This window comes from Dyella marensis, assembly GCF_049532885.1.
Classification (GTDB): domain Bacteria; phylum Pseudomonadota; class Gammaproteobacteria; order Xanthomonadales; family Rhodanobacteraceae; genus Dyella_D; species Dyella_D marensis.
This window is the reverse complement of sequence record NZ_CP064029.1, coordinates 5,100,230-5,116,470: the sequence shown is the minus strand read 5'-3', so window position 1 is coordinate 5,116,470 and position 16,241 is coordinate 5,100,230. Positions and strand designations below refer to the sequence as shown.

The window sequence follows — 16,241 nt, the reverse complement described above, 5'->3', positions numbered from 1 at the left end:
GGCACCATGTGCGGATGAACACGAAGTACAGCCAGGTGCCAGCGAAAGTAGCAGAGCACCTGCGCGATGACGAGATACACGTATGGCGGATGGCTTACGACCATCATCAGGAGCGTGCGCCGTTCCAGGCGGTGCTGGCCGCTTATCTCGGGCGCGCCGCGGATGAGGTACGGCTGGAGGCGGGGGAATTCGGTCGGCCGCGGCTGGCCGGCGCCGACGCCGAGGCGCTGCATTTCAACTGGTCGCATAGCGGCGATCAGGCTTTGTGCGCGGTGGCGCGAGGGGTTGAACCGGGTGTCGATCTGGAACGCCTGCGGCCGCGGCCGCGCGCCCTGGAAATCGCCCAGCGCTACTTCAGCCACGAAGAAACCGCGGCGTTGGCGGCGTTGGCGCCAGGCCGTCGCGACGCCGCCTTCCTGCAGCTGTGGACGGCGAAGGAAGCCGTGCTCAAGGCGACCGGGCGGGGCCTGGCCTTTGGGCTGCATCGTCTAGGGATCGCCGACGAAGAGGAGCGCCTGGCGCTGCGCTTCCTCGATGGCGAACTGCCGGCGCATTGGCAGCTGCATCGCCTCGCGCTGGACGGCGGACACGTGGGCAGCATCGCGTGGCGGGGCGGCCCCAGGACGCTCGTCTTGCGGACACTTGCCACCGCCGCCGGATAGGCGCAGTGTTGCCGGTCCTGCTCCGCGCGGGATGCTGGAGTGCTTGGGTCCCGCGGGAGGTTCTTGCCTGCGAGCCGATGCGTCCATGACCCTGCTTAGCGTCAACCTCAACAAGATCGCGGTGCTGCGCAATTCGCGCGGCGGCGACGAGCCCGACATTCTCCGCGCCGCACAAACCTGCATCGAAGCCGGTTGCGGCGGCATCACCGTCCATCCCCGGCCCGACCAGCGCCATGTGAAGCCGCAGGACGTGCGCGCGCTCGCCGCCATGCTGCGCGGCCGCGTGGAGTACAACATCGAGGGCAATCCGTTTGCGCCGGCGCGCGGCACGTATCCGGGCCTGATCGAACTGGCGCGCGAAGTGCGGCCGACGCAGGTAACCCTGGTGCCGGACAGCGACAGCCAGATCACTTCCGACCATGGCTTCGATCCGCTGCAGCAGGCCGACGTCGACAAGCTGCAGCCATTGGTGAAGGCGCTGCGCGATATCGGTTGCCGCGTGAGCGTGTTCGTCGATGCGGGCGCCAGTGGCTTCGAGCGCTTCGCGGCGATCGGCGTGCAGCGCGTGGAGATCTATACCGGGCCTTATGCGCATGCGTTTGCCGAGGGCGATGCGCGTGAATCGCTGGCCTTGTGCGCGGAGACGGCGCGGCGTGCGCAGCAGTCGGGACTGGCGGTGAACGCGGGGCACGATCTGAGCCAGGCGAACCTGGGCGCGTTCCATGCAGCCATTCCCGGCCTGGCCGAGGTATCGATCGGGCACGCCTTGATCGGCGAGGCCCTGTACGAAGGGCTGTCGACGACGGTGCGGAATTACCTGCAGATTCTGCGTTGACGTTGCCGGCGCGGCGACCTTGCCGACGCCGCGCCGTATTCGCCTCGTTTTCAGATGGACGTCCAGACGTCCGTGGGTTCGTTATCTTCCACGCATAAAAAAACCCCCGCCGAAGCGGGGGTTTCAAGGGTAGTTTTGTTTCGATCCGTTGCCGGATTTACTGCCCTTCCGTAAAGCCGATCTTGGTGAGGCCGTAGCTCTTGGCAGCGGCCAGCACGCGGGCCACATGCTCGTAAGCCACGCCGTCGTCCGCATTGATCTGCAGTTCGGGCTGGTTGGACTGGCTGGCGACCACCGCGATCTGTGCCCGCAGGCCCAGCTCGTCGACCGGCGTATCGTTCCAGTACAGCGCGCCCGACTGATCGATCTTCAAGCGGATCGGATCCGGCGGATTATCCGGCTGGACCACGTTCGGGTTCGGCTGCGGAAGGTCGATCTTTACTTTGTGCGTCAGGATGGGAGCCGTGATCATGAAGATGATCAGGAGCACCAGCATCACGTCGACAAGCGGCGTGACGTTGATGTCCGCCATCGGCCCCTTGCCGCTTCCACTACTGAATGCCATGACTCTTACTCCTTGCCGGTCGTGATGAAACCGACATGGACCATGCCCTGCTCCTTGGCGCTGCCAAGAACCTTACGCACGATCTTGTACTCCGTCGTCTTGTCCGCACGGATCTGCAGCTCCGGCTGCGGCGACTTCGCCGCCGCAACCGCAAACTGGGCCTTCAGCTCGGCTTCCGTGACCTCGATGTCGTTGAGGTACATGGTGCCGTCGGGCTTGATGGCCAGATCCATCGGCTCGACCGGTTCCGTATCGACAACCTTCGGATTCGCGGTCGGCAATTCAACGGTGATTCGGTGGGACATCAGCGGCGCGGTGATCATGAAGATGATCAGCAGTACCAACATCACGTCGACGAGCGGCGTAACGTTGATTTCCGACATCGGACCGCCGGAACTATCTCCAGAGCTCATCGCCATGGGTCAATCCCTCACTTGCCTTCGACGCGGGCGCCGGTCGCGAAGAAGTCGTGCAGGTCGTGCGCGAACTCGTCGAACTGAGCGTAGGTCAGGCGGTTGGAGCGGTTGAAGAAGTTGTAGGCGAGCACCGCCGGGATCGCGGTGAACAGACCGAACGCGGTCATGATCAGCGCCTCACCCACCGGACCGGCCACCGCTTCCATCGACGCGTTGCCCGAAGCCGAGATCTTGATCAGCGCGTGGTAGATGCCCCACACGGTACCGAGCAGACCGATGAACGGCGCCGACGAACCGACCGTGGCGAGCAGGGTCAGGCCGCCTTCGAGGCGCAGGCTCTCGCGAGCCACGGCCTGGCGCAGGGCGCGGTCGATGAACTCGGAGCGGCTCAGCGACTCGGCCAGGCGACCACCGCCCGACGAAGCCTGCTGGTGGTGGGCCACCGCGGAAGCGGCGTCCAGCGCGATCTTCGAGAAGGGTTCGCCCTTGGGCTGGGCTTCCAGCTCGCGGATGGCGTCCTGCGTCGAGCCGTTGGTCCAGAAACCGTTGATCACCTTGTCAGCGCGGCCACGGACCATGGCGTTGCGGATGGCGTTGGCGATGATGAAGTACCAGGAGGAGAAGGACATCACCACCAGCACCACGAACACGATCCAGCCAAGCGGATCGAAGTTGTGGATCAGGTGGTCGAAGCCCATCGACTTCATGGCTTCGGCGTTGGAGGTACCGCCCGCGGCCGGGTTCGGAGAAGGAGTCTGTTGGAACATAACGCTACCCTTGGAAAGTCAAGCGTGAACTGGTTGACCGTAACTTTTGGTTACAGCTGATTGAGGTTGAAATTGACCGGAACGCGGACGTAACCCTCGGTCTTCTGTCCGTTCCTGATATTCGGATTGAAGCGCCACTTGCGCGCCGTTTCAATCGCAGCCTGATCCAGCTCACGGTAACCGCTGGACGTTTCCACCTTGATGTCCTTGGGCGAACCATCAACACCGACAAGGATCATCAGGGTAACCGTGCCCTCGTGACGCTGGCGAATGGCCTGCGGCGGATACTTGGGCTGAATGCGGCTGTTGTAGCTGATGTCCTGGCTGGCGGTGATGTCCGCAGGCGGAGCCGGGGGAGCAGGCGGAGCCGGCGGCGGAGCCGGGATCGGATTCGACGACGCTTCCTCGACGGCCGGCGGCGGAGCCGGCGGCGGCGGGGTCGGCGGCGGCTGCACCTGCTGGATGATCTTCGGCGGCGGCTGCTTCGGCGGTTCCGGCGGCGGCGGCGGCGGAGGGGGCGGCGGCGGCGGCGGCTCGATGAAGTTCACCTGGACGATGCGTTCCTTCTTCGCCTGATCCGTCTTCGGCGGAGCCATCGGCGCCACCAGCAAGAGGAACGCGAACGCGTGCAGCGCGATGGCAACAGCCAGCGCCCAGGTACGCCTCCAATTGAACGGCCCTTGGCCGGTTGCTTCGTTACTTGAGGCCATCTGTCACTAATCTGAAGCTGGATAATCGGTGAGACGTGGTCACGACACTTGGCGGCAAGTTGCCTCCACGAAGGATGACATTTGCCACTGGACACGAACACGGGAAGGTTTCAACGGTACACCAGCACATGGCGTTTGTATAGCATCTGAGGGGCAGATAAATGGACGTCCATCCGCCCCTTCAGATTGCACTTGAAAACGCCGTGGCTGGCCTTACTTGCCGGCTCCTGCCGTCTTCAACCAGGCCTTCGCTTTGTCGGCCGTGGCGGGGTCCTGTGCAGCCTTCTGCATGGCTGCGATCGCTCCCTGCTTGTCCTTGAGTCCACGGCAGGCTTCCGCCAGCAGCATGTAGGCCGTGCCCTTGTGCTGCACGCCCTTGTCGATGCCCTGCTGGATCAGCGTCTTCGCTTCGGCATTCTTGCCTTCGCTGATCAGCAGCTGGCCCGCGCGGACCGCCGCTTCGCCGTCGCTCGCCTTGCCCATCGCCTTCTTGTAGGCGCTGATGGCATCGGCCGGCTTGTCGGCGACATACGAGGCATCGCCGAGCAGCTTGAGGTTGTCGTAGCTGTCCGTCACCACGCCCTTGCTCATGCCCTCGTTGAGGGCGGCAACGGCCTTGGCGGCGTTCGGCTTGGGATCGGAGCTGTCCTGGCCGGTGACCAGGTAGAGCTTGGCGAGATTGACGTAGTCCTTCTCGCTCTTGAACGCGCCGGCGGCCTTCGACTTCTCCATCAGCTGGATCGCTTCCGGATACTTCTGCGACTGCATAAGCACGGCGACGGCGTTGTTCAGCGCGGCCGAATCGTTCGGGTTGGCGGCGAGCTGCTGCTGCGCGAGCTGCGCGGCCTGGTCGCCCTGGCCGGACTCGGCGTAGCTGGCCATCAGGATCTGGTTCCAGCTGTCGTTCGGCTTGTCGGTGAGCGACTGCGCCTTCTTCACCGCGGCGATCGCCTGCGGGTACTTCTCAAGACGGTAGTAGGCATTGCCTTCGAGCGCGTACGACTCGGCGGTTTCCTTCTTGCCGTCGGCGCGCCACTTCTCGATGGTGTCGATGGCCGGCTGATACTGCTCGTCGGCCAGGTAGAACTGGGCGAGCATGTACTGCAGCTGGAAGTAGGTGTCGTTCGGCATGACGCCGATGTCGAGCGCGCGCTTCAGCAGGTCGATCGCACCCTTCACGTCCTGCTCGTTGTAGTGCAGGTTGGCCAGGCCCTGCAGGGCCAGCGCCTGGGCGTACTTGCTCTTGCTGCTGTCGATGATCGGCTGGAGGATCTGCTCCGCCTTCGCCTTGTCCTGCGAATTGACTGCGTCGAGGCCGTCGTTCAGTGCCTTCTGATCTTTCTCGCTGGTGAGGTCCAGCTTCGGCTCGGCACGGGTCGCGTTCGGATACAGCGCTTCCTTCTTGTCCTTGGAATTGCTGTCTTTCGCGATCACCGGGCTGCTGGCCAGGGTCAGCGCAAGCGCCGCTCCGGCGAGCATCTTGATCAGGGGAACGTGCTTCATGGCAGTCCTCGTGTAAGGTTTCACGCACAAGAGTGCGCGGGGGATCGTTGAGCGTAACCCGAGCAGGCGCTAGGAAACAAGTCGCAGCGCCGCAACAAAGTTTGTTAAAAATCAATAAGTTGCAACATTCCCTCGCGAATCTATTTCGAGATGACCCCGCCAGAGGTCACGTAGGCGTTCGCGTACAAACCCTAGAGAATCGTCCGATTGTCTCGTGCGCGGCAAATCATGTCGTTATCGACCAAAGTCGATAGAGCTTGAATCCGGCCTCGCAGCCCGTAATCGCGTGCTAATGCATTAGTGCACGCGGGCAAAGAAAAGGGCCTGCATGCATCGTCCGGAGACGGGCAAGACAGGCCCTCTGGCGAGCGCTCGAATTTAGATATCGAGGTTCGCCACCTTCAGCGCGTTCGCTTCGATGAATTCACGGCGCGGCTCCACCGCCTCGCCCATCAGCATCGAGAACATCTGGTCGGCGACGAAGGCGTCCTCGATGCCGACCTGCAGCATGCGGCGCGTCTCCGGGTTCACCGTGGTTTCCCACAGCTGCTCCGGATTCATTTCGCCCAGGCCCTTGAAGCGCTGGATGGTACGGCCCTTCTTCGCCTCGTCCAGCAGCCAGCTGCGCACGTCGGCAAAGCTGAGCACGCCGCGCGAAGCATTGCCGCGGCGGACCACGGCGTCCTGCTGCACCAGGCCGGCGACCTGCTGGCTGGCGTGCAGGATCGGGCGGAACTCGGAGCCGGCGAAGAACGGCTGCGGCAGCAGCCAGGTGTGGCTCAGGCCGTGCTGGTCGCGCACCACCTCGATCGCCGCCGGCTGCTCGTCCACTGCCGGACGCAGCGCCAGGCGGTAGCGCGGCTTGCCCAGGCCGCTGGAAGCCAGGCGCTTGGCCACGCCGTCGAGCCAGGTCTGCATCGCCGCCGGATCCGTCCACAACGACGGTTCCACCGGCGCATGCTCGAGGAAGGCGGTCAGCACATTCGCGTCGAAGCGATGGCCCAGGCGTTCGATCTGATCCAGCGCCGCCTGATAGTCGCGCAGCAGCTTTTCCAGCGCTTCGCCGGTGACGGGGGGCGCATCCGGGCTGTAGGTCAGCTCGGCGTTGTCGACGGCGCTGGCGATCAGGTACGTGTTGAGGGCCGCGTCGTCCTTCAGGTACTGCTCCTGCTTGCCCTGCTTCACCTTGTACAGCGGCGGAAGGCCGATATAGACGTGGCCGCGCTCGATCAGCTCGGGCATCTGGCGGTAGAAGAAGGTCAGCAGCAGGGTGCGGATGTGCGAGCCGTCCACGTCCGCGTCGGTCATGATGACGATGCGGTGGTAGCGCAGCTTGTCCGGGTTGTACTCCTCCTTGCCGATGCCGGTGCCCAGCGCGGTGATCAGGGTGCCGACCTCGGCCGAGGACAGCATCTTGTCGAAGCGCGCCTTCTCGACGTTGAGGATCTTGCCCTTCAGCGGCAGCACGGCCTGGGTCTTGCGGTTGCGGCCCTGCTTGGCCGAACCGCCTGCGGAGTCACCCTCGACCAGGAACAGTTCGCACAGCGCCGGATCCTTCTCCTGGCAGTCGGCCAGCTTGCCCGGCAAGCCGGCGATATCCAGCGCACCCTTGCGGCGGGTCATCTCGCGAGCCTTGCGCGCGGCCTCACGGGCACGGGCGGCGTCGACCACCTTGGAGGCGATGGCCTTGGCTTCGTTCGGATGCTCCAGCAGGAACTCGCCGAGCTTCTCGTTGACGGCCTGCTCCACCGCGGTCTTCACCTCGGAGGAAACCAGCTTGTCCTTGGTCTGCGAGGAGAACTTAGGATCCGGCACCTTCACCGACAGCACGGCGATCAGGCCTTCGCGCATATCGTCGCCGGAGAGCGCGACCTTGGCGTTCTTGGCCAGGCCTTCCTTCTCGATATAGCCCTGCAGCGAACGGGTCAGCGCCGCGCGGAAGCCGGTGAGATGGGTGCCGCCGTCACGCTGCGGAATGTTGTTGGTGAAGCAGAACATCGTCTCCTGGTAGGAGTCGGTCCACTGCATCGCCAGATCCACCGAGATGCCGTCCTGCTGGGCATTCAGGCTGATCACGTTGGGATGCAGCGCGGTCTTCAGCTGGGACAGATGCTGCACGAAGGAGCGGATGCCGCCCTCGTAGGCGAAGGTGTCGTGGCGGCCTTCGCCGCGCTCGTCCTTCAGGTCGATGGTGACACCGGAGTTGAGGAAGGCCAGTTCGCGCAGGCGCTTGGCCAGAATCTCGTAATGGAACTCGACGTCGGAGAAGGTTTCCCTGCTGGGCAGGAAGCGCACCGTGGTGCCGTGCTTGGCCGAGGGCGCCACTACCTTGACCGGATACAGCGGCTCGCCCATGGCGTATTCCTGCTGATGCTCCTGGCCTTCGCGGTAGATGGTCAGCCACAGGTGCGAGCTCAGCGCGTTCACCACCGACACGCCCACGCCATGCAGGCCGCCCGACACCTTGTACGAGTTGTCGTCGAACTTGCCGCCGGCGTGCAGCACGGTCATCACCACTTCCGCGGTGGAACGCCCTTCTTCCGGATGGATGCCGACCGGGATGCCGCGGCCGTTGTCGCTGACGCTGACCGAGCCATCCTCATGGATGGTCACGATGACGTGGTCGCAGTAGCCGGCCAGGGCTTCGTCGATGGAGTTGTCGACGACTTCGAACACCATGTGGTGCAGGCCCGTGCCGTCATCGGTGTCGCCGATGTACATGCCGGGGCGCTTGCGCACCGCTTCAAGACCTTTGAGTACCTTGATGTTGCTCGAATCGTAGGATGAGTTCATGCCTTGATCGTTTCCTGGCGCCATCTGCCCTGCCCGGTACGGCGCCATGGAAACCGGAACAGGGACACTAAGAAGTAATTATAGCAGGCGCGGCGACTTTCCCTTGTTCCACGTGGAACACATGCGCTGAGAGGCTCTGTAAGGGCGCAGGAAGCTCAGTTCCCGTGACCAGCACCTGGGCACCGACCCCAGCCAACTGCCCCACCACGGCCGTCTGGTGCGCGAGATCGAGTTCGGAAGCAAGATCATCCAGGCAAACGACCGGCCACTCGCCCTTCTGGCTGGCAAATAAGGCGGCCTGAGCAAGCAGGCACCCTAGGGCAGTCAACTTCTCCTGTCCGCGCGAGAGATGCTCCCGCATAGGGGCATGCTCAAAGCTGATAGACCACTCGGCGCGGTGTACGCCCTGCGTGGTGTGGCCGCGGGAGAGGTCCCTATCGCGCTGATCCGCCAAGACCTCGGCCAGGTCCCGCTCTTCAGGCCAGCCACGGCGATAGCGGAGCTCGATCGCTCCCAATTCGGGAAGCAGGCCGCCGATGGTCTGTTCCAGGTGCGGCAGTAGCTGGTCCAGATAACGAACCCGCATAAAGTGGATTCGCTCGCCGGTTTGGGAAAGCTCCGCCTCCCAGGAAAGGAAGAGTTCCGGCGCGACCGGGCTGTTCGACCTCAGCAAGCTGTTTCGCTGCTTCAACGCGCGCTGATAGCGCCGCCAAGCCAACAGAAACTCATGTTCCACGTGGAACACGCCCCAATCCAGATAACGACGACGCTCTTCGGCACCGCCGGCGATCAGTGCATGAGAGCCAGGCTCAAAGCACACCACGGCGCATTCACTGACGACCTCGCCGAGGCTTGCGCTCCGTCCATCCAGGCGCGCATCCCAGCGCGCGCCCTCACGCCCAAGGCCAACCCGTCCGATCCGACCATCCTGATGGCGAATCTCACCAAACACGGAAAGCGATGACGCGCCCCGCTGCAGCAAGACCTCCTTTGCCCCGCCACTACGGAACGAACGGCCATGGGAAAGCAGAAACGCCGCCTCCAGCACGCTCGTCTTGCCTGCCCCGTTCGCCCCGACAAAGACATGAATCCCCTCGCCCAGCTCGATATCCGCTTCGGCAAGGCAACGCAGCCCGCGAATCCGCAGACGCTCCAACCTCATGACGCAAGCCCAGAAGCAAGAACGCCGGAGCGTCTTTCGACGGCTCCGGCGTTGTTGGCTGGCATGCTGACCGATCCGGCCCGCATCCCTGCTGCCATCAGAGGCGCAACGGCATGATCACGTGCCGTGCCTCTTCGCTGTCGTCTTCCTGCACCAGGCAGCTGGACTGCGCATCGCGCAGATTCAGGCGTGCCCGCTCGCCGCGCAGTGCCGACAGCGCATCCAGCAGATACCCGACGTTGAAGCCCACGGCCAGATCCGAAACCACGGTTTCGGCTTCCAGCTCTTCCACAGCCTCTTCCTGCTCCGGGTTGTGCGCCACGATGCGCAGCTTCCCGGACGAAAGCTCCAGCTTTACGCCGCGGTACTTCTCGTTCGACAGAATCGCAGCACGCTGCAGCGCGCTGCGCAGCACTTCGCGATCCAGCGTGGCCGACTTGTCCGCACCGAGCGGGATCACCGCCTCGTAGTCCGGGAAACGGCCGTCGATCAGCTTCGAGGTAAACACCACGTCGCCGCGGCGCACGCGCAGATGATTGCGGCCGAACTCCAGTTCCACCTGGCCGTCGCCGGTTTCGAACAAGCCGATCAGCTCGTTCACGCCCTTGCGCGGAATGATGATCTGGCGGCGGGTGGAAACCTTGCTGTCCAGCTTGGTTTCCTTCAATGCCAGACGGTGGCCGTCGGTGGCTACGCAGCGCAGGGTGTGTTCCTGCAGATCCAGCAGCATGCCGTTCAAGTAATAGCGCACGTCCTGGTTCGCCATGGCGAACGCGGTGCGCTCCATCAGATCCCGCAGTACTTCTTCCGGCAAGCTCACCCGCTCCACCAGCTCGATCTCGTCAATGGTGGGAAATTCCGTGGCAGGCAGCGTGGCCAGCGTAAAGCGGCTGCGTCCGGCGTTGAGCGCGATGCGATCGCCGTTGAGCTTCAACTCGATCTGCGCGCCATCGGGCAGTGCACGCACGATATCGAACAGCTTGCGCGCCGGGATGGTGATCTCGCCGTCGACCAGCTTGTCGGCCGGCGTGGTGGCAACCATCTCGACTTCGAGATCGGTGCCGGTCAGCGAAAGCTTGCCGTCGCCGACCTTGACCAGCAGGTTCGCGAGCACGGGCAGGGTCTGGCGACGTTCGACGACGCCCACCACCTGTTGCAGCGGCTTGAGCAGAGCTTCTCGTTGGATGCTGAATTGCATGTAGGCGCTTCCCCTAAACCTGCTGTTCTGTTTTTAAAAGAAGTTCTGTGGTGGTTGTAGGTGCCGTGGATAACTTGAAAACCGCGTTTTCCACTTAAGAATCAAAAACTTGAAACAAAAAGACGGTGTGCTTTAACAGGCCCGCAGCGTGTGGGTCGCTTGTGGATAACTGGGGAGCCCTCGAACGTCCACCTATTATCCACAGCTTCTACCATCCCTTTTCAAGCGCTTATCCCCACCGGTGCCGATTTCTCCGCTTCATCACCTCAACCGGTAAGGATGCGGATCAGCTGTTCCCAGTCCTGGCGCATGCGCGTATCGGTCTCGCACAGCTTCTTGATGGTGCGGCAGGCGTGCAGCACGGTGGTGTGATCGCGCCCGCCGAACGCCTCGCCGATCTCCGGCAGGCTGTGCTCGGTCAGTTCCTTGGACAGCGCCATCGCGAACTGCCGCGGCCTGGCCAGCGAACGCACGCGGCGCTTGGACAGCAGATCCTGCAGGCGCACCTGGTAGTAGTCGGCCACCTGCTTCTGGATGTTGGGCACCGTCACCGCCTGGGCGTGCGTGGCCAGCAGGTCGCGCAGCGTTTCCTCGGCGAATTCGGTGGTGATCGGCTTGCCGTAGAAATTGGCGCGCGCGGCCAGCGTGTTGAGCGCGCCTTCGAGGTCGCGCACGTTGGAGCGGATGCGCTTGGCCAGCAGCATCGCCACGTTCTCCGTCACCGCCACGCCCTTCTCGTGCGCCTTGGCCAGCAGAATCGCTGCGCGCGTCTCGAAATCCGGCGGCTCGATCGCCACCGACAGGCCCCAGCCCAGGCGCGACTTCAGGCGCGGCTCCAGCTTGTCCACTTCCTTCGGGTACCGGTCGCAGGTCAGGATGATCTGCTGCTTGGATTCGAACAGCGCGTTGAAGGTGTGGAAGAACTCTTCCTGCGTGGTGTCCTTGCCGGCAAAGAACTGGATGTCGTCGATCAGCAGCGCGTCGACCGAGCGGAAGCGGCGCTTGAACTCGTCCATGCTCTTGGTGCGCAGCGCTTCGATCATGGCGCCCACGAACTGCTCCGAACGCAGGTACAGCACCTTGAAGTCCGGATTGCGCTCGCGCATCAGGTTGCCGGCGGCATGCATCAAGTGGGTCTTACCCAGGCCGGTGCCGCCGTACAGCAGCAGCGGGTTGTAGGCGCGGCCCGGATTCATCGCCACCTGCATCGCGGCGGCCTTGCCCAGCTGGTTGGACTTGCCTTCGACGAAGGTTTCGAAGGTGTAGTGCGGGTCCAGGTTATGGCTGAAGGGCGCGGGTGGCTGCGTCGGCGCGGGTTCGGCCACGGCGGGCGCCGGCGCGGGGCGCGCCATGGACGAAGCCGGGCGCTGCGGCACGCGCGCGGCGCTCGAACCCACTTCCAGGCGCACGGAAAGTTCGTGCCCGGTCAGCTGGGCGAGCATGGCTTCGATGCGCGGCAGATAGCGCTCGCGCACGGTGTCCAGGGTGTAGGGATTGGGCGCGAACAGCTGCAGACCCATGGTGTCGTCGCGAGCCTGCAGCGGCATCAGCCAGGTGTGCACGTCCTCGGCGCTCAATTCGCCTTCGAGACGCTCGAGACAGCGCCGCCACAGATCACTCATGGGTATTCTTCAACCACAGCAGGGGCGCTTGCGCGCGGGGTGGACCGGAAAGTCTAACAGCAGCTTGCCGGTTCTCGGCCAGGGCCTATCCACACAATTATCCACAGGATACGCAAACCCTCGTTGCAGCGGGGGTTTGACAGGGCCCGCAAGCGCGCGGCATAATTTCCAACCTTTTTATCCACATACCAACGAGGAGGAAGCCATGTCGAAGCGGACCTTCCAGCCCAGCAAGCTCAAGCGCGCCCGCACGCACGGCTTTCGTGCCCGCATGGCCACGGCCGACGGTCGCAAGATCCTGAACGCCCGTCGCGCCAAGGGCCGCAAGCGCCTGATCCCGTAAGCGCCGCGGTCACAGGCACAGCACCGATGCGTGCCGGACTGCCGCGCGAGTCGCGGATCCGTCGCGCCGGTGACTTTGCAGCGATGCGCCATGCCAGCGGCCGCCTCGGCGGCCGCTGTTTTTCTGTGCGCTACAGGGACAACGGACTCGGCGAGCCCCGCCTCGGGCTGGCCATCTCCAAGCGCGTATCCAAGCGCGCCGTCGAGCGCAATCGCATCAAGCGCCTAGTGCGCGAATCCTTCCGGCGCATCCGCACCCAGCTTCCGGCCGTCGACCTGCTGGTGATGGCGCGCGACCAGGCCAGCGGCCTGCCCGGCCCCGAACTGCTGGCCGAGATCGACCAGCTGTGGAAGAAGCTGGTGTCGCAGCGATCCGTGCCCATATCCAAGGCCGGCTCGCATTGATGCCGGGCCACGCGGCCGGCACAATCGCGCGTTGACCCTTTTCCCGCCTTCCTCTCCGCGGCTCGGAGCCGCGGCGCTCACCGGATCTGTCACGCGATGAATCAAACGCGCACGTTCCTCACCTTTGCCCTGCTCGCCGTGGCGTACCTGCTGTGGATGGCCTGGGACAAGGACTACAGCCCCAAGCCGGTCCCCGCGCCGGTGGCGAGCGCCAGCAGCGCCGCGGTGCCTTCCGCCGACAACGGCGGCAACGTGCCCGCCGCCAGCTCCAGCTCCAGCACCGGCGCCGCTGCAGTACCCGCCAACGGCGGCAGCGCGACCGAAGCCAAGGCCCAGCTGATCACCATCACCACCGACGTGCTGCGCCTGACGGTCGACACCCGCGGCGGCAGCGTGGTGCGGTCCGAACTGCTGCACTACCCGTCGGTGCCGATCACCAAGAAAGACCCGAGCCCTGCGCCGGTGCGCCTGCTCGACGAGCAGCCCGAGCATTTCTTCGTGGCGCAGAGCGGCCTGGCCAGCGCGCAGGGCAATGGCGCGCCGGTCGCGCCGACGCATCTGTCGGTGTTCGACAGCGCGCAGACCGCCTACCAGCTCGCCGAAGGCCAGAACGAACTGAAGGTGGACCTTACCTGGCAGGACGCCGCCGGCCTCAAGGTCACCAAGAGCTATACGCTCAAGCGCGGCAGCTACGACGTCTCGATGCAGCAGAAGATCGACAACGGCGCGTCGGTGGCCTGGCAGGGCAACGCCTACGAGCAGCTACAGCGCGCGGGCCAGGTCAACAACCGCACCTGGCTGCAGAACTACACCGACCCTGCCGCGCACAGCTTCTTCGGCGCCGGCTGGTACAGCCCGCAGGACAAGTTCGAAACCCTGCCCTTCACCGACTTCCAGAAGAAGCCGCTCGCGCGCTCCATCACCGGCGGCTGGGCCGCGATGCTGCAGCACTACTTCGTGGTCGCGTGGATTCCGTCGGCGCAGGAAGCGAACGGCTACTCCACCAGCGTCGTCAATCCGGATACGGCGCAGCCGTACTACCTGATCCGCACCGTCGGCCCGTCGCTCAACGTGGCGCCGGGCCAGAGCGCCACCGCCGTTTCGCGCCTGTACCTGGGTCCGAAGCTGCAGGGCACGCTCGACGCGATCGCGCCGGGCCTGGAGCTGTCCACCAACTACGGCTGGCTCACCGTCATCTCGCAGCCGCTGCACTGGTTGCTGTCGCAGCTGCACGCGATCAGCGGCAACTGGGGCGTGGCGATCATCCTGCTGGTGCTGCTGCTGAAGGCCGCGCTGTGGAAGCTCACCGCCGCGCAGTTCCGCTCCGGTGCGCGCATGCGCAAGCTGCAGCCTCGCGTCACCGCGCTCAAGGAGCGCTATGGCGACGACAAGATGAAGATGCAGCAGGCCATGATGGAGCTGTACAAGAAGGAGAAGGTGAACCCCATGGCCGGCTGCCTGCCGATCCTGGTCACCTTCCCGGTGTTCCTGGGCCTGTACCGCGTGCTGATGGAAAGCGTGGAGCTGCGCCAGGCGCCGTTCTTCGGCTGGATCCACGACCTGTCCGCGCCCGATCCGCTGTTCGTGTTGCCGGCGATCTACGTGCTGGTGATGCTGGCCACGCAGTGGCTTACGCCCACCACCGGCATGGATCCGGCCCAGGCCAAGATGATGAAGGTGATGCCGATCCTGTTCGCGGTGCTGTTCGCCTTCTTCCCGTCCGGCCTGGTGCTGTACTGGGTGATCAACGGCGCGACCAGCCTGGCCCAGCAGTGGTTCATCACCCGCCAGGTGGACCGGGCCGATCACAAGGCCAAGACCGCCTGATGAAGAAAAGGCCGCGCAAGCGGCCTTTTTCTTAGGCGGCGGCGATAATCTCCCGGGTATGAGCCACACCGCCGACACCATCGCTGCCGTCGCCAGCGCACCCGGAGCCGCAGGCGTCGGTGTGTTGCGCATATCGGGTCCGGCGGTGCCGGCGATCGCACAGACGCTGCTGGGTCGCGCCGCCGCACCGCGCCACGCGCACTTTGCCGCCTTCCGCGATGCGAACGGTGAGCTGATCGACCGTGGCCTGCTGCTGTACTTCCCCGCCCCCGCCTCCTACACCGGCGAACACGTGCTGGAGCTGCAGGGCCACGGCAACGCGGTACTGCTCGACGCGCTGCTGCGCCGCGTCTGCGAACTCGGCGCACGCCTGGCGCGTCCCGGCGAGTTCACCGAGCGCGCTTTCCTCAACGGCAAGCTGGATCTCGCGCAGGCCGAGGCCGTCGCGGACCTGATCGCCGCCGGTTCACAGGCCGGCGCGCGCGCGGCGCTGCGTTCGATGGAAGGCGTGTTCTCGCGCCGCGTCGACGAGCTGCTGCAGGCGCTGATCCTGCTGCGCGTGCATATCGAAGCCGCGATCGATTTCCCGGAAGAGGAAATCGACTTCCTCGCCGACCCCGCGATCGCCCGCCAGCTGCACGCGCTGCGCGAGCAACTCAGCAGGCTGCTGCGCGAAACCCAGCGCGGCGTGCGCCTCACCGATGGCTTGCGCGTGGCCATCATCGGCCGCCCCAACGCCGGCAAATCCAGCCTGCTCAACGCACTGGCCGGCAGCGACCGCGCCATCGTCACCGACATCGCCGGCACCACGCGCGACGTGCTGCGCGAAAACCTCGACCTCGACGGCGTCGCGCTGGAACTGGCCGACACCGCCGGCCTGCGCGAAACGGACGATCCGGTGGAACGCGAAGGCGTCCGCCGCGCGCGCCACGAGCTCACCCGCGCCGACGTCGCCCTGCTCGTCACCGACGCCGCCGGCGCCGACGCGGACCAGCAGCTGTTCGCCGACGTGCAGGCCGACGTCGAACGCATCGTGCTGGTGAACAAGATCGACCTGGACCGCCGTCCCTCGCACAGCGAAACACGCGCTGGCGTCTGGTGGCTATGGGCCTCAGCCAAATCCGGCGAAGGCCTCGACGTGCTGCGCGACCACCTCAAGCGCCTCGCCGGCGCCGGCAGCGGCGAAGGCGCCTTCAGCGCCCGCCGCCGCCATGTGCTCGCGCTGGAACGGGTCTCCGAACATCTCGACCGCACCGCATCCGTGCTGCTCGACGTGCACGCGGGCGAGCTGGCCGCGGAAGAACTGCGCCACGCGCAGCACGCACTGGGCGAAATCACCGGCACCTACAGCAGCGACGACCTGCTGGGGGCGATCTTCAGTTCGTTCTGCATCGGCAAGTGAAAACGAACGGTGGGCGAACGCTGGTCGCCCTT

15 protein-coding genes are annotated in these 16,241 nt (G+C 64.9%); 6 read left to right on the top strand and 9 right to left on the bottom strand.

Features of this window, described 5'->3' with window-relative positions; translation table 11 throughout:
• The first annotated feature begins 14 nt into the window (after positions 1-14).
• Positions 15-662 carry a 4'-phosphopantetheinyl transferase family protein gene (locus ISN75_RS22430; protein WP_168648832.1) on the top strand — a complete coding sequence of 216 codons (648 nt, stop codon included), beginning with the start codon at positions 15-17 and terminating at the stop codon, positions 660-662.
• Between the two features lie 85 nt (positions 663-747).
• A complete protein-coding gene (locus ISN75_RS22425; RefSeq protein WP_343820411.1) occupies positions 748-1,497 on the top strand; it encodes a pyridoxine 5'-phosphate synthase in 750 nt (249 codons plus the stop codon).
• 157 nt (positions 1,498-1,654) lie between these two features.
• On the opposite strand, the gene ISN75_RS22420 is transcribed toward ISN75_RS22425, so the two are convergent.
• From ISN75_RS22420 to dnaA, 9 genes are all read right to left on the bottom strand, one after another.
• The gene (locus tag ISN75_RS22420; RefSeq protein WP_168648830.1) at positions 1,655-2,062 is read right to left on the bottom strand and encodes an ExbD/TolR family protein; all 408 of its coding nucleotides are present in this window, start codon (positions 2,060-2,062) and stop codon (positions 1,655-1,657) included.
• A 5-nt stretch (positions 2,063-2,067) separates the two neighbouring features.
• Positions 2,068-2,481: an ExbD/TolR family protein gene (locus tag ISN75_RS22415; RefSeq protein WP_167252863.1), complete on the bottom strand. Its 414-nt coding sequence runs from the start codon at positions 2,479-2,481 to the stop codon at positions 2,068-2,070.
• Positions 2,482-2,492: 11 nt separating this feature from the next.
• Positions 2,493-3,245 carry a MotA/TolQ/ExbB proton channel family protein gene (locus ISN75_RS22410; protein WP_167252864.1) on the bottom strand — a complete coding sequence of 251 codons (753 nt, stop codon included), beginning with the start codon at positions 3,243-3,245 and terminating at the stop codon, positions 2,493-2,495.
• A 50-nt stretch (positions 3,246-3,295) separates the two neighbouring features.
• Positions 3,296-3,955, bottom strand: coding sequence for an energy transducer TonB (locus ISN75_RS22405; protein ID WP_167252865.1), 660 nt, complete (start codon positions 3,953-3,955; stop codon positions 3,296-3,298).
• 213 nt (positions 3,956-4,168) lie between these two features.
• Complete coding sequence (locus tag ISN75_RS22400; RefSeq protein ID WP_208399626.1) at positions 4,169-5,458, bottom strand: tetratricopeptide repeat protein; 1,290 nt, start codon at positions 5,456-5,458, stop codon at positions 4,169-4,171.
• Positions 5,459-5,836: 378 nt separating this feature from the next.
• Positions 5,837-8,251 (bottom strand): DNA topoisomerase (ATP-hydrolyzing) subunit B, encoded by a 2,415-nt coding sequence (gyrB, locus tag ISN75_RS22395; protein WP_343820414.1) that lies wholly within the window; start codon positions 8,249-8,251, stop codon positions 5,837-5,839.
• Between the two features lie 67 nt (positions 8,252-8,318).
• Positions 8,319-9,413: a DNA replication/repair protein RecF gene (gene recF, locus ISN75_RS22390; protein ID WP_168648828.1), complete on the bottom strand. Its 1,095-nt coding sequence runs from the start codon at positions 9,411-9,413 to the stop codon at positions 8,319-8,321.
• Positions 9,414-9,510: 97 nt separating this feature from the next.
• A complete protein-coding gene (gene dnaN / locus ISN75_RS22385) occupies positions 9,511-10,611 on the bottom strand; it encodes a DNA polymerase III subunit beta (protein ID WP_167252868.1) in 1,101 nt (366 codons plus the stop codon).
• A 266-nt stretch (positions 10,612-10,877) separates the two neighbouring features.
• On the bottom strand, positions 10,878-12,233 hold the full coding sequence (gene dnaA / locus ISN75_RS22380) for a chromosomal replication initiator protein DnaA (protein WP_167252869.1): 1,356 nt from the start codon (positions 12,231-12,233) through the stop codon (positions 10,878-10,880).
• 205 nt (positions 12,234-12,438) lie between these two features.
• Between dnaA and rpmH the strand changes: the two genes are divergently transcribed.
• From rpmH to mnmE, 4 genes are all read left to right on the top strand, one after another.
• Complete coding sequence (gene rpmH, locus ISN75_RS22375) at positions 12,439-12,576, top strand: 50S ribosomal protein L34 (RefSeq protein ID WP_019464789.1); 138 nt, start codon at positions 12,439-12,441, stop codon at positions 12,574-12,576.
• Between the two features lie 26 nt (positions 12,577-12,602).
• Positions 12,603-12,980 carry a ribonuclease P protein component gene (rnpA, locus tag ISN75_RS22370; protein WP_167252870.1) on the top strand — a complete coding sequence of 126 codons (378 nt, stop codon included), beginning with the start codon at positions 12,603-12,605 and terminating at the stop codon, positions 12,978-12,980.
• Between the two features lie 96 nt (positions 12,981-13,076).
• Positions 13,077-14,807 carry a membrane protein insertase YidC gene (gene yidC, locus ISN75_RS22365; RefSeq protein ID WP_343820417.1) on the top strand — a complete coding sequence of 577 codons (1,731 nt, stop codon included), beginning with the start codon at positions 13,077-13,079 and terminating at the stop codon, positions 14,805-14,807.
• Positions 14,808-14,865: 58 nt separating this feature from the next.
• The gene (gene mnmE / locus ISN75_RS22360) at positions 14,866-16,209 is read left to right on the top strand and encodes a tRNA uridine-5-carboxymethylaminomethyl(34) synthesis GTPase MnmE (RefSeq protein WP_343820419.1); all 1,344 of its coding nucleotides are present in this window, start codon (positions 14,866-14,868) and stop codon (positions 16,207-16,209) included.
• Positions 16,210-16,241 lie beyond the last annotated feature (32 nt).